Annotated in this window: 24 protein-coding genes and 1 riboswitch; all 24 genes read right to left on the reverse strand. The window is 55.2% G+C overall.

The genetic code is table 11. The features are described from left to right. Positions 1–13: 13 nt before the first annotated feature. The 24 genes from ACO5Z0_RS10065 to ACO5Z0_RS10180 all read right to left on the reverse strand — a co-directional run bounded on the left by ACO5Z0_RS10065 (position 14) and on the right by ACO5Z0_RS10180 (position 24,177). Positions 14–865, reverse strand: a complete 852-nt coding sequence (locus ACO5Z0_RS10065) for a pyridoxamine kinase (RefSeq protein WP_485650195.1) — start codon at positions 863–865, stop codon at positions 14–16. A gap of 178 nt (positions 866–1,043) precedes the next feature. Next, positions 1,044–2,387, reverse strand: a complete 1,344-nt coding sequence (locus ACO5Z0_RS10070; RefSeq protein WP_485650196.1) for an MATE family efflux transporter — start codon at positions 2,385–2,387, stop codon at positions 1,044–1,046. Continuing rightward, entirely contained in the window at positions 2,384–3,364 is a 981-nt protein-coding gene (locus ACO5Z0_RS10075; RefSeq protein WP_485650197.1) for an ABC transporter ATP-binding protein, read from the reverse strand. The genes ACO5Z0_RS10070 and ACO5Z0_RS10075 overlap by 4 nt, the downstream gene beginning before the upstream one ends. Then, complete coding sequence (locus ACO5Z0_RS10080) at positions 3,354–4,142, reverse strand: ABC transporter ATP-binding protein (RefSeq protein ID WP_485650198.1); 789 nt, start codon at positions 4,140–4,142, stop codon at positions 3,354–3,356. The genes ACO5Z0_RS10075 and ACO5Z0_RS10080 overlap by 11 nt, the downstream gene beginning before the upstream one ends. 18 nt (positions 4,143–4,160) lie before the next feature. Beyond that, positions 4,161–5,711: an ABC transporter substrate-binding protein gene (locus ACO5Z0_RS10085; protein ID WP_485650199.1), complete on the reverse strand. Its 1,551-nt coding sequence runs from the start codon at positions 5,709–5,711 to the stop codon at positions 4,161–4,163. A 24-nt stretch (positions 5,712–5,735) separates the two neighbouring features. Continuing rightward, positions 5,736–6,548 (reverse strand): nickel transporter permease, encoded by an 813-nt coding sequence (gene nikC, locus ACO5Z0_RS10090; RefSeq protein WP_485650200.1) that lies wholly within the window; start codon positions 6,546–6,548, stop codon positions 5,736–5,738. After that, complete coding sequence (gene nikB, locus ACO5Z0_RS10095) at positions 6,548–7,489, reverse strand: nickel ABC transporter permease (RefSeq protein ID WP_485650201.1); 942 nt, start codon at positions 7,487–7,489, stop codon at positions 6,548–6,550. Before nikB ends, nikC begins: the two co-directional genes overlap by 1 nt. 237 nt (positions 7,490–7,726) lie before the next feature. Further along, positions 7,727–7,976: riboswitch (cobalamin riboswitch) on the reverse strand. Positions 7,977–8,093: 117 nt separating this feature from the next. Beyond that, entirely contained in the window at positions 8,094–9,095 is a 1,002-nt protein-coding gene (locus ACO5Z0_RS10100) for a lysylphosphatidylglycerol synthase transmembrane domain-containing protein (RefSeq protein ID WP_442673301.1), read from the reverse strand. A gap of 36 nt (positions 9,096–9,131) precedes the next feature. After that, on the reverse strand, positions 9,132–9,959 hold the full coding sequence (folE2, locus tag ACO5Z0_RS10105) for a GTP cyclohydrolase FolE2 (RefSeq protein ID WP_485650202.1): 828 nt from the start codon (positions 9,957–9,959) through the stop codon (positions 9,132–9,134). 17 nt (positions 9,960–9,976) lie between these two features. Continuing rightward, on the reverse strand, positions 9,977–10,651 hold the full coding sequence (queC, locus tag ACO5Z0_RS10110; RefSeq protein ID WP_485650203.1) for a 7-cyano-7-deazaguanine synthase QueC: 675 nt from the start codon (positions 10,649–10,651) through the stop codon (positions 9,977–9,979). A gap of 17 nt (positions 10,652–10,668) precedes the next feature. After that, on the reverse strand, positions 10,669–11,313 hold the full coding sequence (gene rpe / locus ACO5Z0_RS10115) for a ribulose-phosphate 3-epimerase (protein WP_485650204.1): 645 nt from the start codon (positions 11,311–11,313) through the stop codon (positions 10,669–10,671). Further along, on the reverse strand, positions 11,310–12,194 hold the full coding sequence (gene rsgA / locus ACO5Z0_RS10120; protein WP_485650205.1) for a ribosome small subunit-dependent GTPase A: 885 nt from the start codon (positions 12,192–12,194) through the stop codon (positions 11,310–11,312). Before rsgA ends, rpe begins: the two co-directional genes overlap by 4 nt. Positions 12,195–12,214: 20 nt before the next feature. Then, positions 12,215–13,987: a Stk1 family PASTA domain-containing Ser/Thr kinase gene (pknB, locus tag ACO5Z0_RS10125; protein ID WP_485650206.1), complete on the reverse strand. Its 1,773-nt coding sequence runs from the start codon at positions 13,985–13,987 to the stop codon at positions 12,215–12,217. An 11-nt stretch (positions 13,988–13,998) separates the two neighbouring features. Then, complete coding sequence (locus ACO5Z0_RS10130; RefSeq protein WP_485650207.1) at positions 13,999–15,393, reverse strand: peptidoglycan D,D-transpeptidase FtsI family protein; 1,395 nt, start codon at positions 15,391–15,393, stop codon at positions 13,999–14,001. After that, on the reverse strand, positions 15,386–16,642 hold the full coding sequence (locus ACO5Z0_RS10135) for an FtsW/RodA/SpoVE family cell cycle protein (RefSeq protein ID WP_485650208.1): 1,257 nt from the start codon (positions 16,640–16,642) through the stop codon (positions 15,386–15,388). Before ACO5Z0_RS10135 ends, ACO5Z0_RS10130 begins: the two co-directional genes overlap by 8 nt. Next, on the reverse strand, positions 16,629–17,348 hold the full coding sequence (locus ACO5Z0_RS10140) for a Stp1/IreP family PP2C-type Ser/Thr phosphatase (RefSeq protein WP_442673494.1): 720 nt from the start codon (positions 17,346–17,348) through the stop codon (positions 16,629–16,631). The genes ACO5Z0_RS10135 and ACO5Z0_RS10140 overlap by 14 nt, the downstream gene beginning before the upstream one ends. Continuing rightward, the gene (locus ACO5Z0_RS10145; protein WP_485650209.1) at positions 17,345–17,767 is read right to left on the reverse strand and encodes an FHA domain-containing protein; all 423 of its coding nucleotides are present in this window, start codon (positions 17,765–17,767) and stop codon (positions 17,345–17,347) included. Before ACO5Z0_RS10145 ends, ACO5Z0_RS10140 begins: the two co-directional genes overlap by 4 nt. Positions 17,768–17,797: 30 nt before the next feature. Continuing rightward, a complete protein-coding gene (locus tag ACO5Z0_RS10150; RefSeq protein WP_485650210.1) occupies positions 17,798–18,550 on the reverse strand; it encodes an FHA domain-containing protein in 753 nt (250 codons plus the stop codon). Between the two features lie 15 nt (positions 18,551–18,565). Continuing rightward, on the reverse strand, positions 18,566–19,618 hold the full coding sequence (gene rlmN, locus ACO5Z0_RS10155; protein ID WP_485650211.1) for a dual-specificity RNA methyltransferase RlmN: 1,053 nt from the start codon (positions 19,616–19,618) through the stop codon (positions 18,566–18,568). A 4-nt stretch (positions 19,619–19,622) separates the two neighbouring features. After that, positions 19,623–20,954 carry a 16S rRNA (cytosine(967)-C(5))-methyltransferase RsmB gene (gene rsmB / locus ACO5Z0_RS10160; RefSeq protein ID WP_485650212.1) on the reverse strand — a complete coding sequence of 444 codons (1,332 nt, stop codon included), beginning with the start codon at positions 20,952–20,954 and terminating at the stop codon, positions 19,623–19,625. Between the two features lie 9 nt (positions 20,955–20,963). After that, positions 20,964–21,794, reverse strand: coding sequence for a DUF116 domain-containing protein (locus ACO5Z0_RS10165; protein ID WP_485650213.1), 831 nt, complete (start codon positions 21,792–21,794; stop codon positions 20,964–20,966). A 32-nt stretch (positions 21,795–21,826) separates the two neighbouring features. After that, on the reverse strand, positions 21,827–22,759 hold the full coding sequence (fmt, locus tag ACO5Z0_RS10170) for a methionyl-tRNA formyltransferase (RefSeq protein ID WP_485650214.1): 933 nt from the start codon (positions 22,757–22,759) through the stop codon (positions 21,827–21,829). Next, a complete protein-coding gene (gene def / locus ACO5Z0_RS10175; protein ID WP_442673487.1) occupies positions 22,756–23,223 on the reverse strand; it encodes a peptide deformylase in 468 nt (155 codons plus the stop codon). The genes fmt and def overlap by 4 nt, the downstream gene beginning before the upstream one ends. A 153-nt stretch (positions 23,224–23,376) precedes the next feature. Further along, positions 23,377–24,177 (reverse strand): class I SAM-dependent methyltransferase, encoded by an 801-nt coding sequence (locus ACO5Z0_RS10180; RefSeq protein WP_485650215.1) that lies wholly within the window; start codon positions 24,175–24,177, stop codon positions 23,377–23,379.

Raw genomic sequence — 24,177 nt, forward strand, 5'->3', positions numbered from 1 at the left:
CCTTGTTTTTCCCTTATAACCCTAATTTTCTGCTGTAACTGCCAAGATAGCGCTCAAAATTGACGCCGTAGCGAATGTCCGTACCCGCTTCCTTCGTCCAAGCGATGCAGTCTACCGTATAATCGACGGCGATGCGTGCAGCTTCCACCATCGACCTGCCGCTGACTGCCGCGCCGATGAATGCACTGCCGAACACATCCCCCGTACCGTGGTAACTGCCCGGAATGTTTTCGCCAAGGACGTATTGAACCTCATCAGACACCGCATCATAAACCGCTGCACCGAGTTCTTTATCATCAAAATATACGCCCGTCAGCACGATGTATTTGACAGAAATCTCCTCTGCCAGCCGATGCAGCAAGCCGTCCACATACGCCTGCGTATACGGCCCATCCTCGTAAGGCTCCCCAAGCATGAACGCCGCCTCTGTCATATTGGGCAGAATGACGTCCGCCTTAGAGCAAAGCCCCTTCATCGCCGGTGGGAATGTCATATCGAAGCTCGTATAGAGTTTGCCGCCGTCCGCCATGACAGGATCGACGACGAGCAGCGTATCCTTGTCCGCCAAGGCGGAAAAGGCATCGCCGACGAGCTTGATCTGCTCAAAAGAGCCGAGAAAGCCTGTGTAAATGCCGTCAAATTTCAAATGGAGCGCCTGCCAATGCGCGACCATCGGCGAAATATCCTCGGTCAGATCCCGATAGGTGAAGCCTGTAAAGCCGCCCGTATGCGTCGATAAGACCGCCGTCGGCAGCACCGAACACTCGACGCCTGCCGCCGAAATGATCGGCAAAGCCACCGTCAGCGAACACTTCCCCACGCCCGAAATATCATGTATCGCCAAAACCCTTTTCTGTCTTTCCATTCCTTACAGCCTCTTTTCCACTTCTACTAGGATGTTTCTATGCAATCGCTTTGAACAGAGAATAAACCGAAAATGCCATTCCGTCAAGAGATTGTCCTCCTTTTATCAAAAATTCCACAAAAAAAGTCGAGAAGCGATGAAAAATCACATCTCGACTTTTTCTATGCAATAGGTTCGGCTACCCTTTGCCCATCAACGCTGCAACACGCACCCGCCGCACGAGAAACCCCGACGAAACGGCCCGCAAACATTGGTCAAAGAGCAGCGCAATCCATGCGCCCAAGATTCCAAGCCCCAGCCCATAGAGCAGGAACGCCGTGAATATCGGGCGCAGGAATGTCACACTGACGAAATAGCACATCGCCACCTGCCCCGTTTTGCCGCTGCCGCGCAAAACGCCGGCAAAGATCAGCGCCAAAGCCTCGGGGAAGCTGACTGCCGCTACAAAGAGCATGATCGGCGTCCCCATGCCGATGACCGCAGGATCGCTGTCATACAGGCCGATGATGGAGCTGGAAAAAATCGCCGTCAAAAGAGCAGCGAGCAGAGAAAACCCCAATCCCCACTTGACGCCTGCACGCAGGTAGGCGCGCCATCCCTGCACGCGCCGTGCGCCGCAGGCCTGGCCTGCGAGCACCATGCTCGCCTTTCCCATGCCTTGCGCGAAGCCGTAGTAGAGGTCACAGAAATTCATACATATACTGTGGACAGCAAAAGGAATCGTACCAAGCTCCGCCGCCATGCGCGAATAAAGCACCATGCCGACGCGCTCACAGCCCATTTCACCGAAAATGCCGGTAAAAAGCCTGCCAAACTCCCGCAGAAACGGCAGATCGGGAAAAATCTGCTGCACCTCGGAGAAAACACCCATGCCAAAAAGCGCGATCAATGTTGCAGCAAAAGCAAAGAAAGCGCCTAAGAGCGTAGCAATCGCTGCCCCCTCGACGCCAAGCGCAGGAAAGGGACCCAGACCAAAGATCAAAAACGCATTGCCTATGACATTGAGAACATTGCTCGCCACATTGATAGCAAGAACGAGCGCCGTATTGCCGAACCCGATGAGCACGGCCTGCAGAAGCGTCGCTAGGGAAAGGAAAAATACCGCAGCAACCGCAATCGTCGCATACGATACGGCAAGAGCAAGATATTCTTCCTTGACGCCCGCGACGAAAAGCACATCCTCCAAGAAGAAAAACGCGCCCAGATGCATGGCGGCGAGAATCGGCGCTGTAACAAATACGGAATGCACGAGCACCTCTCCCGCCCCCTTACGGTTTCCCGCACCCACGCGCCGCGCTGTCAAGAGCACGAGCACAGAGGCGAAGGATCGAGCGACGGTCAAGAGTACCATGCGCGGCTGCTCAAATATGCCGATAGCAGCGATGGAAAGCGTTCCCAAGGCGCCGACCATGATGAGATCCGCCATACTCAGGAGATTCATAAAGACGCCTTCCAGGGCGGCAGGCATAGCGATCGCAAGATACTTGCGGTCGTGGGCAGTCCATGTCATAAATCGTCTCAAGCTCCCTTTGCTTCCGCTTCACCTTCAGAAAACAGATGACATGCTACGACATGTCCCGATGCAAATTCTCTGCGCTTAGGCTTCGTCTCTTTGCAAACAGGCATACATTGGTCGCAGCGGTTTTGGAAGGGGCATCCCTGCGGCACATCGAGCGGACTGGGTATCTCTCCGCGAAGCAGACGGACATCCGCTTCACCCTTGGGCTGCAGCGGGAAAACCGACTTCATCAATGCCTGCGTATAGGGATGCTTCGCCTCGGGCAAATCCTTCGCCTGCAGGATCTCGACGACATTGCCGAGATACATGACGACGACGCGGTGCGTCAAAAGCGATACAAGCGCCAAATCGTGACAGATGAAGAGGATGGATATGCCCTTCTCCTTCTGCAATCTTGCCAAAAGCTCGACGACCTTTTCCTGCACCGAAACATCCAGCGCACTCGTCGCCTCGTCGCAAACAAGGATCTCCGGCTCCAGCGCCAGTGCGCGCGCGATGCCGACGCGCTGCCTCTGTCCGCCGCTCATATTGCCGGGATAACGCTCGGCAAATTCTGAGGGCAGCTCGACAAGGTGCAGCAACTCCTTCGCCTTCTCCGCCGCACTCGTTTTCAAAAGATCGAAATTACGCAAAGGCTCGGCAAGAATATCCTTGATCTTCATCTTGGGATTGAACGCCGTGCCGGGATCTTGAAAGACCATCTGGATGCTGCGGCGATTTTGCCGGGCGTCCTCTCCCGTAAGAGAAGTAATCTCCTTATCCCGAAGAAAAATCTTTCCTTCCGTCGGCTTATGCAGCTGCATAAGCGTCTTGACCAGCGTACTCTTGCCGCAGCCGCTCTCGCCCACGATGCCGAGCGTCTCCCCCTTGCGGAGGGAGAAGCTCACATCGTCACATGCCGTGAGTGCGCGGCCGTCAGCTGTAGGGAAACGCTTCGTGATATGTTCGATGCGTAAAACTTCTTCGTTTTTAACTGGCATACGACATACCTCCGATCTGCGGTACGGAATGCAGGAGTTCCTTCGTATAATCCGCCTGCGGATTTTCAATGATCGCCTCAGACGTCCCCTCTTCCACCACATGCCCGTTCTGCATGACCATGATCTTGTCCGACATATACGTCGCAACGCCAAGGTTATGCGTGACGAGGATGATGGCTGTACCGTCCTCGCGGCAGATCTTCATGAGTTCTTTGACCACCTGCGCCTGCGTCGTGACGTCAAGCGCCGAGGTCGGCTCATCCGCCAAGAGAAGCTGCGGCCGAAAGAACATCGCCATAGCGACGCCGACGCGCTGACGCATACCGCCCGAAAGCTCAAAAGGAAAACTGTCCATGATGGTATCCGGATTCGGAAGCTGCATCTTTTCCAGCATTTCTTTCGCCTCTTTTTCCGCCTTCTTCGGCTCCATCGAGCTGTGCTCAAGGATGTATTCGACAAACTGACTGCCGATCGTGCGGATGGGATTCATCATGCTGCCGCTGTCCTGAAAAATCATCGAGATGTTGCGCCCGCTGATGTCGCGCCACATCTTCGGCGTATTTTCCAGCATGTTCACGCCGGAAAAAATGATCTCGCCTTCATTCACGCGCCCCTCGTGGGGGAGGCAGCCCAAGACCGCGCGTATGACGCTGGTCTTGCCGCTGCCGCTCTCGCCCACGAGTGACAATACTTCGCCGGAATCGAGGGAAAAACTTATGCCATGCACCATCTCGGTTCCGGCATACTGGATATGGAGGTTCTTAACCTCAAGAAGCATATCGTTCTTCCTTTCTCCTCACTTCGCCGGGCGGATCTTGTTCGTCACCCAATAGTAGTCGGACGGATACATCTTCGCACCCGTGATCTTCGTCGAGCTGATGATGTTCGTCTCAGGATAGCCGAGGAAGAGCCCCGCGCCATCGTTCATGATGATCTGCTGGATGTCGATCATGAGCTGGCGGCGCTTCGCCTTGTCAAACTCCGTGGAAAGCTCGGCGAACTTCGCGTCGAGCGCAGGATTGCTGTAGCCCGAGCCGTTCTGCGGGTTGTCGCCGTCCTTGTTCGTGCGCCAGTACCAGTTGAGGAAGATCTCAGGATCGCCCGTGTTTGCCGTCGTGATATTGGAAATCAGGAGATCATATTCACCGTTGATGCCCATCTTGTCGATGAGGTTGTAGTCAACGCTCTTGATCTTGACGTCAATGCCGACCTTCTTGGCATCCGCCTGCACGGCTTCCGCATAGATGGGCAGCTCGGCGCGGCTGTTGTAAATGACGAAATCGACGCTCAGCGGCTTGCCGTCCTTGTCGCGGATGCCGTCGCCATTCGTATCCTTCCAGCCGGCTTCATCAAGCAGCTTCTTGGCGCGCTCTACATCGTAGTGGTTCGGGTCGGTGAGCTTGTCGAAGCCGTAGTCCATAGACGGCGGAATCGGCGCCTTGCCTTCGATGAAGGTGCCCTTCAGGATAACCTCATTGTAAGACTTGCGGTCGCACATGCTGATGAACGCCGCGCGAACCTTCGGATCGCCCAAGACGCCCTTCTGATTGATGCGTGCGAGCACCACGCGCAGAGACGCGATGCGGTCGATGTGGAACTTCGAGGAGTCATTGAAAAGACCGATGTCGCCCGCGCCGATGTTCACAGCCATATCGACTTCGCCCGACTGGAGAGCCATGGCGCGCGTATTCGGGTCGTCAATCGAGGGAATCTCGACCGTCTCATACGGCACTTCGCCATCCCAGTAATGCGGATTCTTCTTCATGACCGCCTTTTCCTTGGTGAAGGATTCGCAGACATAAGGACCCGTGCAGATCGGACCCTGCTTCGCAAAGTCGCGCTCGCCTTCCGCCGTCGTATCAACGATGAGGAAGAGCGGGTCAGCGAGGAAGCCCGGCATATTCGGCTCAGGCTTCTCCGTCGTGATGATGAGGTTCTGCCCTTCCGCTTTCATTTCCTTGTACTTGAAAAACGTCTCGGCACGCTTGTTCTTCGCGAAAGCGCGCTCGATGGACGCCTTGACCGCTTCCGCCGTCAGATCCTTGCCGTTCGAGAACTTCACGCCGTCGCGGATCTTGAACGTCCACGTCAGGTGGTCGTCGCTGATCTTCCAGCTCTCCGCCAGCCACGGCTGCACGTTCATCTTCTCGTCGAACTTTGCCAAGGCCTCGCCCATGCCGTAGCGCATGACGGTCCAGCCGAAATAGTTCTCCGTCGGCTCCAGGCTGTCGGCGAAGTTCGTCACGCCGACCTTGAGCGTCGAAGTGTCCGCCTTGTCTGAGCCGCAGCCTGCAAAGATTGCGGCGGAGAAGATCAAGGTGAATACCAGGAAAAGCCATCGTTTCATTTTGTTCACAAAAATACCCCTTTCTTAATTTGCCTTTTTGGGATCCATGACATCGCGCAGACTGTCGCCCCAGAGATTGAAGATGGCGACGACGATGAGGATCGCGACGCCCGGATAGACCATGAGCCAGGGCGCTGTCTGGATGAACTGCCGCCCCTCGTTGAGCATAAGTCCCCACTCGGGCGTCGGCGGCTGTGCGCCGAAACCGAGGAATGACAGACCGGCGATCTCCATCATCATAGAGCCGATATCCGTCGCCGCCGTCAAGATGATCGTCGGCAGAAGATTCGGCGCGATGTGACGCCAAATGATCATCGACGTGCGCGTGCCGTTCGTGACGGCTGCCGCGAGGAAGTCCTGCTGTGCCAGCTTGAGCGTCAAGCTGCGCGCCAGTCGCGCGTACCTCGTCCAGCCGACGGCGGAAAGCGCCAAGATTGTGTTCGCGATGCTGCCGCCGAGCATACCGGCGATGGCGATGGCGAGCACAATGCCCGGGAAAGCCAGCACCATGTCCGTGAAGCGCATGAGCAAGGTGTCGACCTTGCCGCCGACAAAGCCGGCAATGATGCCGACGAGCGTGCCGACGACGGACATGATGAAGACGATGCCGAGCGCCATAGCGATGGAAATCCTCATGCCGTAAAGGATGCGCGTGAAAGAATCCCTGCCGAGCTTGTCCGTGCCAAAGAGATGCTCTGCGGACGGCGGCAGAAGCGACATCTGCATCGAGGACGTATACGGGTCATACGGCGCCAGATACGGCGCGACGACCGCTGCCAAAATGAGCAGAACGACCAAGACTGAATAAAGATAGAAAAGTTTCCTGTCCTTTGCCATCAGCGTCCCCCTCTCTTCAAGCGCGGATCAAGCTGCGCGTAAGAAATATCGACGAGAAGGTTGATGAGCATGTAGAGTATGGCGATCCACAGCACGAACCCCTGCACCAGCGGATAGTCGCGCATCTCGATCGCATGGACGGCCATCTTGCCGAGTCCCGGCCACGAGAATACCATCTCGATGACGGCTACGCCGCCCAAGAGCCAGCCGACAGCAAGCCCCAAGAGCGTCACGAGCGGCAGGCAGGCGTTCGGCAGCACATGACGCCAAAGGATGCGCTGCATGGAAAGACCGCGCGCCTTCGCGCCGATCACATAGTCCTGTCCCAGCTCTTCGAGGACAGCCGTGCGCACCTGCCGCGTATACTTCGCCGACATCACGATGGCAAGTGTGAAGGCAGGAAGCACGATGCCGCGCAGCGTAACATCGCCGCCCGCAATCGGAAAGATGTGCAGCTTCAGTCCAAAGATGTAAAGCAGCACAAGCCCAATCCAAAAGCCCGGCATCGAGACGCCGAAGAACGACAGCACGCGGATCACATAGTCAATCCAGCGGTTGCGGTAAAGGGCTGCGACGATGCCCAACGGCAGGGAGATCAAGACCGTCATGGCAGTCGCAGCTACGGCGAGCGCCAGCGTGCCCGGCAGGCACTGCATGAGCTTGTCGAACACGGGGATCTTCGCCGAATATGAGCGTCCCATGTCGCCGTGCAGCACGCCGCCCAGCCATCTCCCATACTGCACGAGAAACGGCTGATCCAAGCCGAGTTCCTTTCGCGTCGCGTCAATCGTTTCCTGTGACACGACGGAATCGCCGACCTCCAAGAGCATTTCCGCAGGATCGCCCGGCGAGAGATACGTCAGGCTGAATGTCAGAAAGCTCACGCCGAAGAGCGTGATGAGCATCTGACACAGGCGGCGTATCAATTCTTTTCCTTTCAATGCAATACCTCATCTCCTTACAAAATCAAAAATTACTCCTGCAAAATCCTCCCGAAATCTCAGCGAAGGATTTTTATTCAGAAACGCAGATCTTGCGGCGTTTCCATAAGAAAACCGCACGTCTGTCAACTGACGACAAGACGTGCGGTACTTCTTGCAAAGCGTAGAATACCAGCGGCATATCTCCACATAGGAAACACACCTCGGCATTCATCTCCCTATCTCTCGTAAGTCAAACAATGAATCTTATCATAAGCAGGCTTTCTGGCTCTCGGATCATCGTTTGTTTCCGTCTTCCCAGGATTTCTCCCAGTGACATTTCAGGAAGCGCTGATCATTCAGCACTTTCATAAGAAACAGCGATTTCAACGTTTCCCTTGGAAACAAATTCCCCGATTACAGCTGCGGGACAGCATGGGCATCTCACCCATTTTCCTCTCATCGCTCGCCAATATAAATCGGCGACACTTATGACGTATGTATGAAATTTTAACAGACAACTTCTACTAATGATTATATAACAAAACCCCTAATATAGCAAGCATAAAGGGACGGTCTTATATAAGGGAAATATTTCCTCATGTGTAAATATAGACCAATCCCCCTACCCCTCGACTGAATCATCTATCTGGCGGTGCAGGAAATTCTTGCCAAAGACCTTGATCGTATAATAAAAACCGATGAAAAACGGAATATATTCGGCGATCAGCCGCCAGCAAACAGCGAGGACGCCGACGGTGCCTGCGGGCACAGAATCGGCGAAAAGCAAGACGAAGCCGCCCTCTGCTACGCCGGAACCGCCCGGCGTCGGCGTGAAATAAAGCAGCATGTTGAGGAAGATCATACGCCCCATGACCGTGTACCAATCCGCCTCTGTCACGCCAAGACCCAAGAGCAGACACGGAACGATGGCATAGATGAACATAAGACTCAGCCCCGACTCAAAGAAGATGCGCACCATACTTTTTGGTGATGAAGCGAGGAGATGCACGCCTGTCTTGAGATCGCGGTAAAATGCCAAGAGCTTCTTGCCCCGCTTTGCGCGCATACGCTTTGTCAGACGCAAAACGATGTAGTCGAGCGCATTTGCGCGGAAAGCAAGCACGATGAGCACGATGACGACGAAGGCAGTGACGGAGATCAGCATGAGCGTATGATTGTCCACGCCGGGCAAGATTCCCGCATCATGCAGAAAGATCAGCGGCATACAACAGATGAGAAAGAGGATCGACACCAAGGTTCGCACGATGACGAGAACTGTCGCCTTTCCCGCCGGCACGCCTGCATGGCGCAGAAACATGAGCTGCGCCACGGCGCCGCCCGTCGCCCCCGGCGTCAAAAGCGCAAGGAAATAGTTGCCGAACACCACCTGCACCGCCTGCCCCAGAGTGATATGTTCACCCGAAATTTTCACGAGGTGCATGAGGCGCGTGCCGTCAAGCGTGAGTCCCAAACTCACACAAAAAAGCGCAAGGACGATGGACCACGGCTGAAACGCGGTAAGATTTGTCAGCGTATGAATATCGACCGTCGAGTAGATGACGGCGCCCGAGATGATAAAAACAAGCAGCAGCGGTATGACAAAACGCTTGAAGAACACTTTCACCGGACACCTCCTCTCAGGAATCTCGCCGCAGCAGCTTCAGATCTTTTGTGTTTTGCAGGAGATCTGCATCGCATCCCCCACATATTCCTCATGACTGGCGTAGGCGCTGTGGTTATGAATGGATTCAAAATTTTCACAGGCGATGGAGAACCAAAAAATCTCGGGCAGCGACCGCAATGCAAGCACGACATCGCGTAGGATGTCCTCAACAAATTTCGGCTGCTCGTATGCTTTTTCCGTTACATACTTTTCATCTTCACGCTTCAAGAGCGGATAGATCGGGCATGATGCCTGCGCTTCCATGAGAGCGGCAAGATCCTCGATAAAAATACAGGGAGCGGACGGTCGGAACTCGACGACAGTCTGCAAAAGGCTCCGCTGATTGTGTGCGCCATAATTTGCGATCGCCTTGCTGCATGGACAAAGAGAGGTTGCCGGAACCGTGACGCCAAGGCGAAATGCCATCGGGGTTCCGATGCGCTTTTCCCCTTCAAAGAAGCAGTCGAGATCGAGCACAGACGTCCGCTTGCTCTTCGGCGCTTCTTTTTCCACGAAATATTTGAAAGAGAGGCGCAGCTTCGCAGTCTCCGCCTCCAAGCGGCTAAGCGCATCCTGCAGCATGGCTTCCATCTCTTCTTCCGCGACAGGCTTATCGCACCATCGCTGTAAGATTTCCAGGAAGCGGCTCATGTGCGTGCCCTTATACTCCTTGGGCAAAGAAACGGTAAACAGGACATGCGCCACAACTTGCTGGAAGTCCCCCGCCTTTGTCTTGATGCGAAACGGCAGACACGCATCCTTGATGCCAACGTGCTGAATGTCGATGCCGCGCTCATCTGCACTTTTTTGTATATCCTTCAGCATGATTTTTTCATCACTCTTCATCGTTTCTCATACTCAATGGGATCCTCTATGCCTGCCAGAGCGAAGCCCTGCCGGCGCAGCTTGCAGCTGTCGCAAACGCCGCATGCCTTTTCGCCGCCGTTGTAGCAGCTGTGCGTAAGCTCCAAGGGTACGGCAAGACGCGCCGCCAAGCGCACGATTTCCGCCTTCGACAAGTTCTGCAAGGGCGCAACGATCTCGATGCGCTTCCCCGCAGATGCAGCTTCCGTCGCATAATCCGCCGCGGCTTGAAAACGCTGAATGAACTCCGGTCGGCAATCCGGATATCCCGAATAATCGACGCTGTTGACACCGATATAGACATAGCGCGCACCTATCGTCTCAGCGTAACCTACTGCATAACTCAAAAAAATCAGATTCCGCGCCGGTACATACGTCACAGGGACAGATGTGCGGGAAACATCGCCCTCCGGCACGGCAATAGCACGATCCGTCAACGCCGAGCCGCCGATCAGTTCCATATTCGTTTCAATGATCAGATGCTTCTTCACCCGATAAAAAGCTGCGACCTCTTTCGCCCCTTCAAGCTCAATGCTGTGCCGCTGATGATAATTGAAGCTGATAGGATAAAGCTCCCTGCCCGCTTCCTTCGCCACCGCCATGCAAGTCGTCGAATCGAGTCCGCCCGAAAGCAGCACTACCGCCTTTTCCATTCGCATCTTCTCCTTCCTCAGCCGCGAATTGCCCGAATCGCTTTTTCTATATCGCTCGCACCATAGACGGCAGATCCTGCAACGAGGATATTCGCTCCCGCTTCTCTTACGAGCGGCGCAGTCTCAGCATTGACGCCGCCATCTACCTCGATGTCGAGATCGAAATCATTTTCTTCCACCGTACGGCGCAGAAGCGCAATCTTTTCGAGCATAGACGGGATGAACTTCTGTCCGCCGAACCCCGGATTGACCGTCATGATGAGCGCCATGTCGATATCTGCCATAAGCTCTTCGATCATGACGAGCGGCGTCGCAGGATTGAGCGCGACGCCCGCCCTGCAGCCGAGCGCCTTGATCTCCTGCACGAGGCGATGCGCATGACGCACCGCCTCGATATGGAAGGTGATGACATCCGCGCCGGCTTCGGCAAAAGCGGCGATCTGCGCCTCGGGGTGCTCGACCATCAAATGCACATCAAAAACAGCACGAGAGCACTGTCGCAGCGATTTTACAACGGGCGAACCCAACGTGATGTTCGGCACAAAAGCGCCGTCCATGACATCGATATGGACGTACTCCGCCCCGGCAGTTTCAATGCGCTGCACCTCATCGGCAAGATGCGCGAAATCCGCCGAGAGAATCGACGGCGCCACTCGGATCATCGATATACCTTCTTTCTCTGTACACTCTGCTGCAGCATTTCCAAATAGGAAGCGTAGCGCGAGTCTTCAATGCTTCCCGTCTGCACGGCTTCTTTGACGGCGCAGTCCGGCTCGTGGCTGTGCGTGCAGGGCTGAAATCGGCAAGCGCCGAAAAAGGAACGAAATTCGGGGAAAAGCCCCGGGAGCGCACAAGGCTCTATCTCGGCAAGCTCCGTAGCGCTGAATCCCGGCGTATCGACGAGAAATCCTCCCGCGAACGGCAGAAGCTGTGCCGTTCGCGTCGTATGCCTGCCGCGCTTGATCTTCTCGCTGACAGCGCCCGTAGAAAGGGCGATGCCCGGCGCGATGCAGTTCAGAAGAGAGGACTTTCCCACCCCCGATGAACCGGCAAACACGCTCGTCTTCCCCTCGACAAGAGACTGCATGTCTGCCACGCCTCTCCCCGTAACGGCGGACAGCAGGCAGACGGGATAGCCGATTTCGCGATAGAGCGCGGCGAGCGCAGGAATTTCCGCCTCATCGTCCTCCAACAAATCCATCTTGTTGATGCAGAGGATGATGCGTTCGATCTTCGACCACTCGGCAAGCACGAGAAAACGGTCGATAAGCACGGGATTGATATCCGGCTCACGCGCGGCGAATACGAGGACGACCTGATCGATATTGGCGACCAAAGGGCGGCGCAAAAGGCTCCTTCGCTCACGACGCCGCTCGATGACGCCCGTGCCGCCTTCGATAAGTTCAAGCTCCACTTCATCACCGGGTACAATCGAGATGCGATTCTTTTTCAGACGCCCGCGCAGCTTTGCTTCCACAAGCCTTTCTCCAGTATCGACATAGAAAAAGCTGTTCTGTGCTTTGAGCACTTTCCCCTGCAACAATCCATCCTCCTCACATCCGTCTAGCGGTTTGTCTTGCCGCTTTCCGCGTCCTTGCCCGGCGTCTTGGCGGCTGCGCTGTCCGATGTACTGTCCTTCGGCTTCGAGGTATTTTTCACCTTCTCGACCGCAAGTACAAGATCAACGCTCGTTCCTTCTTCGACCTCACTGCCCGCCGCCGGACTTTGGCGCACAACCGTACCCGCCGCCTGCGAACTTTCTTCTTTCGTAACCGAGCCAACCGTCAGACCGCGATTCTTGATCGCTTCCTTGGCAGATGCTTCCGCGCCGCCGACAAGACTCGGCACGGCGACCTTGCGCGGCCGCTCTCCCTTGCTGATGACGAGGTCGACGACTTGCCCCTTGCTGATCTTCGTCCCGGCGCGCGGGTCTTGTCCGATCACCTGCCCAATCGGCTGCGAGGAATATTCCTCTGTCACAACGCCAAGTTTCAAACCGACGCTTGAAAGTTTTGTTTCTGCTGTGGACTTTTGCATCCCCTTCAGCTCAAGCATACTGACTTCTTCGCCGCCCTTGCTTACATAGATGGTGACAAGGCGCTCTTCTTTGACCTTCGAACCGCCTTCGGGATCCTGCTTGACAACCTGCCCTGCCGGCACATTGGAATCGTACATCTCCGCGATGTCCACGCGCAGTCTCTTGTCCTCAAGTTTCTGTTTGGCAACGGCGAGCGTCTGCCCCGTCACATCAGGGACAACGACTTCTTCCGTACTCCAAAACTTGCCGTAAGAGAGGAATGCCCCCGTGAAGAATCCAAAGAAAAGCACAAGAAAGAGTACGAAGAGAAAGGTCTTGGAGCGATATGCTTTTTTTGTGCTTTTCTTCGGCTCTGACATCGACCTCTGTTCTGACTGCCAATCGTTCGGATGCGGCAAGAGCGACGGGTCAACCTCCGCCTCACGCACACGCGGCAGCACCTGCGTCGCATAGGGATCGAGCATCAAAGTCGCAGATCCGCCAAGCATCGCTTCATCCTGCGCGATTTGCCGCACGACCGTTCCACTGTCGGGACGTCGATTCGGATCTTTTGCCATAAGCTCAGAAACGAGCGCTTCGACAAAGGGCGGGATGGAAGCATCGACGTCGGAAACAGCCGGCGGCGCTTCCTGCAAATGTTTCAAGGCGATGCCAACCGGCGTCTCCCCCGTGAAAGGAAGCTCGCTGGTGAGCATTTCATAGAGCACGACGCCGAGTGAATAGACGTCGGATTTCGGCGTGATCGAAGACCCCTTCGCCTGCTCCGGCGAAAAATAGTGAACGGAGCCGACGATATTTCCTGTATATGTCGCCGTAACAGAACTCACAGCGCGCGCAATGCCAAAGTCAGCTACCTTGATGCGTCCATCCTCCATCACAAGGATGTTATGCGGCTTGACATCACAATGAACAAGACCATTTTTATGCGCATGAAAGAGCGCCTCAGCGATTTGCCGCGCGATGGCAAGCGCCGTAGCGACCGGCAAGCGTCCGCCCGCATCCAGTTCTTCTTTCAATGTCTGTCCGGAAATATACTCCATAACAATGTAATGGTACTTTCCTTCTTGTCCGACATCATAGATATTGACGATATTGGGATGCGACATTTTCGCCGCGCCCTGTGCTTCGCGCTGAAAACGCGCCACAAATTCCGCATCGCTCGCAAACTGTGCGTGAAGCACCTTGACCGCTACCGTGCGGTCCAAAAGTTTATCATGCGCTTTATATACATCTGCCATGCCGCCGCTTCCGACGAGTTCCACAAGCTCATAGCGATTGCCCAAAATGCGTTGTTTCATGGCGCTTCCTCCTAATCATCCTGCAATCTCTTAATCAGCTTTCCTGCGATCGGTGCGGCTTCCGCACCGCCTCCCCCGCTGTTTTCTACGATGATGGCATACGCCACCTTGCGGCCGTTTACTTCTGCCGAGCCAATGAACCACGCATGATCTTTGCCCGCATTTTCCGCTGTACCTGTTTTCCCCGCCACACGAGCGCCTATTGTCTCCGCCGCCCTTCCCGTGCCCTCTCGAACAACCTCTTCCATAAAACCATGAATCAAGGATGCACGGGCGGCTGTCGTAGCCTCGAACCATTTTTCACTCGTATGCTTTTCCAGCGTAATGCCGCCGGGTGTCACAACGCGCTCCACCAGATACGGCTTCATGACGACGCCGTCGTTGACAAACGCTGCGGCAAGCAGCGCCATGTGCAGCGGCGTGACGAGAAGAGTGCTCTGTCCGATGCCAACCTGCGCCGTATCGCCTTGACCGAGAGCGTCAAAGTTTGGAAGATGCGCCGCCGCTTCTTCCAAATCACCCTGTACGGTTTCTTCAAAACCAAATCGCCGAAAAGCATCTGCCAAGCGCTTGCCGCCAAGGCGCAAAGCGAGCGTACCAAACGTCGTATTGCACGATTCGATCAAAGCGTGCTCCACATCGAGTCTGCCATGCACCGCGCCGTGGCTTTCATGAATGACCGAATCGCCCACTTCGAGCGCTCCGGTGCAGGTAAATATTTCCTTCAAGTCTGTAACTTCATTTTCCAACGCCGCATCGAGGATCAACGGCTTGATCGTCGAACCCGGCGGGTAGAGTCCCTGCAAGGCGCGATTCAGCAGAGGACTTGCCTCATCCTGACGCAGACTGCTCCATCTCGCCTGCACATCTGTCGGATCGAAGGAAGGACGCGATACGAGTACAAGCACTGCACCGCTCTTCGCATCGAGCATGACGACGGCGCCGCGTCGCTCCCCGAGCGCCTCGTATGCCGTTTCCTGCAGCTCGGCGTCAATCGTAAGATAGACGTCATCGCCGTGCGCAGAAGAAAAAAGCTGCGCAATCGGCCCTAAGCGCCCCAAGAGACGGCTGCTGCCAGAAAGCTCCGCCCCCTTATAGGCTTCGATGCCTGTGCTGCCAATCGTATCATCAAGATAGCCCGTGACAGGAGCCATGATTTTCCCGTAGGGATAACGCCGTTCCCCCGCTGTCGGACTGAGCGCCAAGGCTTCGCCTTTTCGATCCAGGATACTGCCGCGCTGCACGCTATCCTCAGCGACTGCCGCACGGCGGTTCAGCGGATGCTCCGAAAGCCAATCCGCTTTCCAGACCTGTAAATAAACGACGTAAAGAGCCAAGCCGGAAAACAGCAACAGGAGAAATACAGCGGAGCGCAGGATATACTTCGTATTATTTCGCTCAACCATAGCGATTCTCCTTTTTAGAAAGCACAGTCAAAATACCGAGTAAGATAAAGCTCGATATCATGGAACTGCCTCCGTAACTCACAAAAGGCAAAGTTATGCCCGTCAGCGGCAAGAACTTCGTCACGCCCGCGATGATGATGAAGGCTTGCAGGAAAAACACGACGGCAATACCAGCGGCAAGCAGCATATTTTGTCCCTCGCGGCAGGCGAGAGCGATGCGTATGCTGCGGTAAAAAAACAGCGCAAAAACAAGCATGACGCCAATGGCCCCCAAAAGCCCCAGTTCTTCCGCAATCGCCGCAAAAATAAAATCCGTATGCACCTCGGGGATCAATGTCGGATGTCCGTGCGCAAAGCCCGCGCCCCAAACGCCGCCCGAGCCAAACGCAAAGAGCGACTGCACGACTTGATATGCGCTGCCCGAAGGATCCGCCCACGGATCAAGCCAAATATGGAACCGCACGCGCACATGCGAAAACATGAAATAACTGATTACAGCCGCCCCGAAAAAAACGGCAAAGGCAAGGACAACATACGACTTTCTCCCCGTAGCCATATATGTCATGAGCACCGCTATGCCAAAAAAGAGCAAGGCGGAACCGAGGTCGCGCTGCACCACAAACATCAAAACGGCGACGCCCCATATACAGAGGAGCGGCGCAATAAAGCGAAGTACAGGCAGCTTCAGCCAAAGCACCTTATGACGCGGCAATATCAAGACTTCTCGATGCTCTGTCAGATAGGCGGCAAGAAACATAATGATGACGATTTTACCGAATTCCGATGGCTGTACGGCAAACGAGCCGAATACGATCCAATTGCGGCTGCCGCCGATCTCCGTGCCGAAAAAGAGCGCCGAGCAAAGGAGCAGCAAACAGAAAATACCGAGCATATAGGGATAAGAAAGCAGACGCAGAATCCTCCTGCCGCAGAATACGACGGCAAGATAGACAAGGACGCCGAGGAGCAGCCAGCGCATCTGCGTCAAAAAGAGCGCAGGCTTCAAGCGTCCAATCATGACGACGCCAAGACTCGCAAGCAGCATTGCCGCCGGAAAAAGCGTTCGATCCGTCCCCGCATGGCGTCTGCTCAAAGCGACGTATACCAAAATCGTACTTACGATAACGGCGCCGCCCCACAAGAGCAGGGAATCACTCAGCGGCACGATGCGCTGCAAAAGCAGCACGCCCACACCCAGCAGCAGGATGCCGAGCGGAGCCAGAAGCAAATACCCGCTATGCTCTTTCATCGCATTCCACAACAATCGCCGTGATATTGTCAAAACCACCCGCCGAAAGTGCCAGCTCAACGAGTCGGCGCGCCTTGTCTGCGGACTCTCCCTGCAAAGTCTCACATATAGCCGCTTCTTTGACCATATTCGTCAATCCGTCCGAGCAGAGGAGAAACACATCGCCTGCTTCGATGATAAACCTTCCCGTATCAACTGTAAGATTTTCCTCCACACCGACTGCACGCGTCAAAAGATTTTTTTTCGGATGACGTTCCGCTTCTTCTTTCGTAATGGAGCCTTGATCCAGAAGATCCTGCACGAAGGAATGGTCGTGCGTAAGACACTTGAGCTCCCCCGCACGCAGGAGATACAGGCGGCTGTCTCCCACATGCGCCCAGTATGCCGTACCATCGGCACACTGCAGGGCTACAACCGTCGTCCCCATGCCGTTTTGCGCCGCATTCGCCGCCGCCTCCCGCAAGATCCTGCGATTCGCCGCCTGTACGACATGACGCAGGGATTCTTCACTGCGTTCCCGTCCTGCATCGGAAAAACTCTCTCGAAAAGAATCAATGAGCATCGCGCTCGCCACCTCGCCTGCCGCATAGCCGCCCATGCCGTCGGCTACGACGTATGTATCGGGCGGTATGAAAGCGCACGCGTCCTCATTGATCTCTCGCACCCTGCCTCGGTCAGTCGCTCTTGAGACTTTCAAAAAAATCACCTCTCAAACCTCAGTGTAACGAAGCCGATGCGTATGAGATCTCCCGGCTTCAAGTATGCCTTTCCCTGCAAGACAGTATCGTTCAGATATGTATGGTTCATGCTGCCCATGTCTTCGATGACATATTGATTGTTCACAAGATGTACGACGGCATGACGATGCGACACAAACGAATCGGGTATACAAATATCGCTCTCGGCGCTGCGCCCGATGGTTATCCCCTCGGTAAAAGCAAATCGCTTGCCCGAAAGACTTTCATCGCCCGCTTCCACGACATGCAGCACAGCTTCACCGGGCAGAATCTCACGCGGTTTCATTTCTTCGCGCAAATCCTTGGCATCTCGAAACATCGCTTGTGCAAGATGTGCAATGAAACGAAAAAGCAGCAGCAAAATGCCGTATTGAAAAACTACGCTCAAAACGCGCAGCAAAAAATCTGACCCCGGCAATCATATCACCTCGTAACGCAAAACGGAACTCCCGATTTGGATTTCATCGCCATGCCGCAGCCATGCCTCCATCACAGGACGCCCATTGAGAAGCGTGCCGTTCGTGCTCTGTTCATCCTGCAAAAAATGACGATGACGCTCATAGCGAATGGACGCATGAACGCGCGAGGCATTGGGATCCGTCAGTATAAAATCGCTGCGATCACGTCTGCCGAGAAAGATTTTTTTCTCGCCGAATACAAGGTAGGAATCCTTGTCCGCACCTTCTGAAACCGTGAGTGAAGCAATCTGATACTCCGTCGGCAAATTGAGCGGCGGCTGAAACGACGGCCGCTGCAGTACGATCGTATGCTGCTCTTCCACCGCCTGCGCCACGCGCTGCACCATATCGGAAAAGACAGATTTCACACGGCATAGACCAAGGGAGAGCGACGTATCTTTCTCAAGGGCAATCGTCAGTCCGCCATCCATAAAGCAGTCAAGCAAAATGACTTTTTTTTCAGCCAGCACATGAAGCTCATCGAGAAAGCGCTGTGAGGAAAGATGGTGACAATCTTCTTCATTCATCAAAATTGTATATTGATTTGGCAAAATCCATTCCTGCCTGCTCTTCTTGTCGCGCTTCTTTGCATTTGCCATTTCTTTTTCAAGTTTTTTCTCCACCTCGACAGGTTCGAGGGCGCTGCCGAATTTCTTGTTAAAGAATCCTTCGATATGATTCTCCAAAAACGCTTCCCATTTTGTAAAAGCCATGAAACACCTCACAATCTATTGCAGCTTTTCCTCGGCGGACATGTGGCGGCTGCGCAGCTGCCCACATGCCGCCTGTATATCGCTTCCCATTTCGCGGCGAACCGTAGCGGTGATGCGATGATGCGCAAGGATGCTGCAAAATGACGCCACGCTCTCGTCTGTCGGTCGCTCAAAGCCGCGTTCAGGCACAGGATTGACAGGAATGAGGTTGACGCTTGCGGTCTGTCCCTTGAGCAGCTTCGCCAATTCCCTCGCCTCACGCTCGCCGTCATTGAGATCACGGATCAAAATGTACTCGTATGTGACGCGCCGTCCCGTTTTCTCTGCATAACGCCGACCTGCCGCCACAACGTCCGCCAACGGATACTTGCGATTGATCGGCATGAGATCGGTGCGAAGCTCTTCGCGCGGCGCATGAAGCGAGATGGACAGCGTGATGGGCATACCTTCTTCCGCAAGATCGTCGATCGCAGGAACGATGCCCGATGTGGACAGCGTGATATTGCGATAGCCCATGTTCAGTACGTATTTCTCATGCAAAAGCCGAAGAAAGCATACGACATTATCATAGTTCATCAAAGGTTCGCCCGATCCCATCAAGACCATAGTATCGACCTTTTCGCCTTCTTTTGACAGCATTTCCTCTATGAAGAGCACTTCGGCGAGCATTTCCCCCACCGTCAAGTTGCGCGCCAGCCCGTGCAGCGCAGAGGCGCAGAAAGCGCATCCCATATTGCAGCCCGCTTGTGTCGAGATACATATACTGTTGCCGTACGGTTGGCGCATGAGTACAGATTCTACCGAAGCCCCATCGGGAAAGACCAGCAGGAATTTGCTCGTCCTGCCGTCTGCACTGTCAAGACGTGTGCGCAGCGTCGGCATTTCGATTCGATACTTCGCGCCGAGAGCAGCACGCAGGTCTTTCGGCAGATTCGTCATATCCGAAAAGCTCTTCGCAAACTTCTTATAGAGCCACTCTGCCACCTGCTTCGCACGATATTTTTCGAGATTTTGGGCAGAAAATTCCGCCTGCATCTCCTCAAGCGTCATGCCAAAAATACTCTTCATGCGCTCACCTTCTTAAAAGACGCGCGATGAAGAAGCCATCCGTACCGTCGCGCTGCGGATAGAGCTGAATCATCTTCTGTGTGCGTTTTTGCAAAGGCAGGAAATCGCCGGTGTTTTCCAAAATGAAGTCCTCATGCTGCGAAAGGAAGTCTTCGATGACGGCTTCATTTTCCTCACACTCGATCGTACATGTGCTGTAGACAAGCACGCCGCCGCGCTTTACAGCCGCAGCGGCAGACCTGAGAATATCGCGCTGCAGCGGCACGAGAGCGGCGATCTCTTCGGGCGTCTTTCGCCAGCGTGCGTCGGGTCTGCGCCGCAGCACACCGAGACCGGAGCATGGCGCATCAACAAGCACGCGGTCAGCTTGGCAGGAAAAGCGTGCGCCCGCTTCCCGCGCATCTAAGAGCAGCGGCTGCACCGATGTTATGCCGAGCCGCTCACAGTTTTCCGCGATGCGCTCGATCTTATGCGCGTGAACGTCGAGCGCGACGATGCGCCCCTGATCTTCCATGAGGGTGGCGATATGCGTCGTCTTGCCGCCCGGCGCACTGCAAACATCGAGGACAAATTCGCCTGGCTCGGGCGCGAGAACATGCGCAACGAGCATGGAACTTTCATCCTGCACTTGAAAAAGCCCCTGCTGCAGAGACGGCAAATCATCGAGCGCACCGTGACGGCGGCACAAGACGCCTTCCGGCGCCCAAGCGGAAGCCTCCGCCTCCACGCCCTCTTGCGAGAGCCGTTCGATGAGCTTATCCCGTGTAATCTTTAAGGTGTTCGTGCGAAGCGAAAGAACCGCCTGTGCATTATCAAATGCACAGAGCGCCCTTGCCTCTTCATAGCCGAACTGCTCGATCCAACGCCGTACGAGCCACTCGGGATGCTGCAGGGACAGGGCGAGATTTTCCGCTTCATGCGCCTTGCCCATCGGGAATGCCGCCTTCTCGGGTTCACGAGCCGCCGTGCGCAGAACGGCGTTGACAAACTTCACCGTACCCGCATGGCTGCAGCGCTTCGTCATCTCCACCGCCGTATTGCAGGCGGCGGAGGCAGGCACGCGCGCAAGGAAGAAAAGCTGGTATATGCCCAAACGCAAAATATCCCGCACCATAGGCGGGATCTTGGAAAGCGGACGGTTCAAGTAGCGCCGCAGCATCCAATCGAGCGTACCGCCCGCCTTCACCGCGCCGTAGACCAATTCCGTTGCAAAGCGGCGGTCCACTTCAGAGAGTTTCACGGCACGCAAAGACCGCGCCAATGCCACATTGGCATAAGCGCCCTTTTCATTCACTTCATGAAGCGCCTTGAGCGCCGTCTCCCGCGCCTTGTCCATAGCTCCTCCTCATTTTTGCCTATCCCCTTCGTCTTCAGGCACATCCTTCTCCTTCTTCTCTGCATCGTCGTCAAGCAAGAATTTCTCGATCTCCTCGCGCACCTTCTCTATATCGACATGCGTATTGAAGCACGGACCGTTGGGGCGAATATTCAGCACACCGACCGCCGGCAGCGGATAGACGTCTTGAATGCCGCTCGTCAGATCGCGCTCACAGGCGATCGCCATGACCGCTTTCGGGCGAATCTTCTTGACCGTCTGGCGCGCGAGCGTGCCGCCCGTCACGATGAAGAAGTGAAAGCCCATCTCATCGGCAAGATTCACGAGAGCGCCGACGTCACAGCCGCCGCATCGCTTGCAGTTGTGCGGGTCGCGCGTGATCTTGTGCGGACATGTCGCCAGCTGCAAACAATGCGGCGTGACGACGAGCAGTTCATGCGCATGTACCTTGATACCGCGATGGTGGATGATCTGGTTGCTGACCTCGATAAAAGAGCGCTCGATGCGCCGACGGTTGAAGCCAAACACTTTGCCGATCATGATGGCGACAGGAAAAAGCAAATTGATCAAGGTGTACGACTGCTTCTGAAAAATATGAAGAAACGGCAGACCGAGAATCGCTCCAACCATGCTCAATATACCAAAACCCGTAAGAAAGACGACGCTTGCAAAAAAAACACCCAACACGAGAGGCAGGTAAGCATTGATTTCAAGCAGACCAAGGTAGCTCACGCGCCAAACCGCATAGGCGAGGAAGGTCATGCAAAGGAAACTCAGGGACAAAAGCGCCATGAAAAGCCTCTTGTGCGGGCGCTCAAGCCCCGGTATCGCATTTGTCAAAACACCCCCTCCTTTCCCAGACGATCCAGACATCATAGCTCGAAGCATACAGGCAAAAGAAGCCCGTGACCGCGCATATAGTCGCCTGCCGCCATCTTCTTCTTGCTCGGCGCCTGCAGCTCCAAGATTTCCAACAGTCCTTCGCCCGTACCGACGAGCAGCCCTTTTTTCGTCACGGAAATGATCTCTCCGGGATTTGCCGTGCCCTCCGCTACGCGCGTGCGCCAGATCTTGAACTTCTGTCCAGCCAGCATACTATAAGCGCCCGGCCATGAATTCAGACCGCGCACGAGATCATGGATCTCACGCGCGGATTTTTGCCAGTCGATGCGCCCCATTTCCTTAGCAAGAAGCGGCGCGTAGGTAGAGAGCGCATCCGCCTGCGGTACGCGCTTGAGCGTCCCTTGAAAAAGCGCACAAAGCGTCTTTTCCAAGACATCGGCGCCGAGCAGCATCATCTCATCATGCAGTTCAGCCGCCGTCATCGTCTCTGTGATCGGCAGGCTTGCCGTCAAAAGCATATCACCTGTATCAAGTCCCTCGTCCATGAACATCGTCGTGACGCCCGTTTCCTTTTCACCGCGCACGATCGCCCACTGCATCGGCGCTGCGCCGCGATAACGCGGCAGAAGCGACGCGTGGACATTGATGCAGCCCAAAGGCGGCAGCTGCAGAATATCTTTCGACAGAATTTGTCCGAAAGCGACGACAACGATGAGTTCGGGGGAAAGCTCCCGCAATACATCAACAAACTCCGGCGCTTTGACGCGCATCGGCTGATAGACGGCGATGCCATGCGCCTGGGCAAACTGTTTGACGGGCGGCGACAATAGCTTTTGTCCGCGCCCTTTGGGCTTATCCGGCTGCGTCACGACAGCGATGACGTCGGCGATCTCCGCGAGACGCGCGAGGCAGGGTACGGCGAAGTCCGGAGTTCCCATGAAGATCACGCGAGCTTTTTTCATGATTTTTCTTCCTCTTCTTTACGCAGGCTCGTCGCTACGTCGATGAACAGCACGCCTTCCAAATGATCGAGTTCATGCTGAATGCAGCGCGCCAGAAGCCCCTTCGCCGTGATATGCTTACGCTTGCCGCGTCGGTCAAGGAACTCGACCTTGACTTTCGCCGCACGTTCCACTTCACCGAAAATCCCCGGCACGCTCAAGCAGCCTTCCGAATCCGTCTCGATTCCCTCTCGAAAAGTAATCTTAGGATTGACAAGCTCGATGAGTCCATCGCCTATATCAATGACGACCATGCGCAGCGATTCGCCCACCTGCGGCGCAGCGATGCCGATGCCGTTCGCTTCGTACATCGTCTCCGCCATATCGTCGAGCAGCTTTCTGAGCTTCGCATCGACACGCTCCACAGGAGCGCAAATTTCCTTCAAAACCGGCGCTCCCGCTTTCTTTATCTCCAACAACGACATGCCTTATTTCCTCCAAATGTTATTTTCTGATACCATCCGCTCTCGCAAGCAGTCGAGCTTCGTACTGCGGGAACTTTCCATACTTCTGAAAGCTCCCCCCTATCATAGCACAAGAATCGCGAGAAGAAAAGAAACGGAAGTGCCACGGCAGATTTACGAACGGCAAACATCAATCACACCATAATGAACGGGACTGTATTTCCCTCCGGCAATCTTTGAAAATCCCAGTCGGGCAAATTCCAGACTGCGGCTGTTTTCCTTCAGGACGACGCGCCGCTTCGCCACGCGGCATGCTTCGGCGACGGCAAAAAGGGATACGGGCGCGGACTCCGCCAAGGGACGCAGCGGCGCAAGCTGCACGCTGTCCTTCAGCGGGTGGCGAAACATCGGGTCGAAGTAAACGACATCGTAAGAATCATCGGGAAGCGTCCGCAAAAAATCCTCATAATCCGCTTGTCTTGCTTCGACCCGACGCATCGCAGCGTGCAGATCGTAATTTCCCGCCGGAAAATGCGCCAGACCGTGACGCACGATCTCATAGATCAGCGGGCTTTTCTCAAGCGCCGTCACCTTGCCGCGCTCACCCGCGACAAAGCTCGCGGTAACGGCATCCGCGCCAAGCCCGAGCGTACAGTCGAGCACGCTGTCCCCTTCGCCAAGCCCCATCGCTTCTATCATACGATCCTTTTGCCCGCGCCCCAGCTCGCGGACGCGCACATGCGCCATATTGGGGTGGAAAAACAACTCGCCCTCGGGCGTTTCCAGACGCAGACCGCCTTTCTTCACCACGAGCAGATGCGTTGCACCGTACTGTACGCGCAAGTCCGCATACGATGTATGCGCACGCTTGACACAGCGAATGCCCAGCCGCCGTGCGGTCTGTTCGGCAAGCTGACAATCGGCGGGACGGCTCTTGTAGCCCGTCGTGGCGATCGTAAGGCTCTTTTCTTCCAT

The organism is Selenomonas sp., from assembly GCF_057272215.1.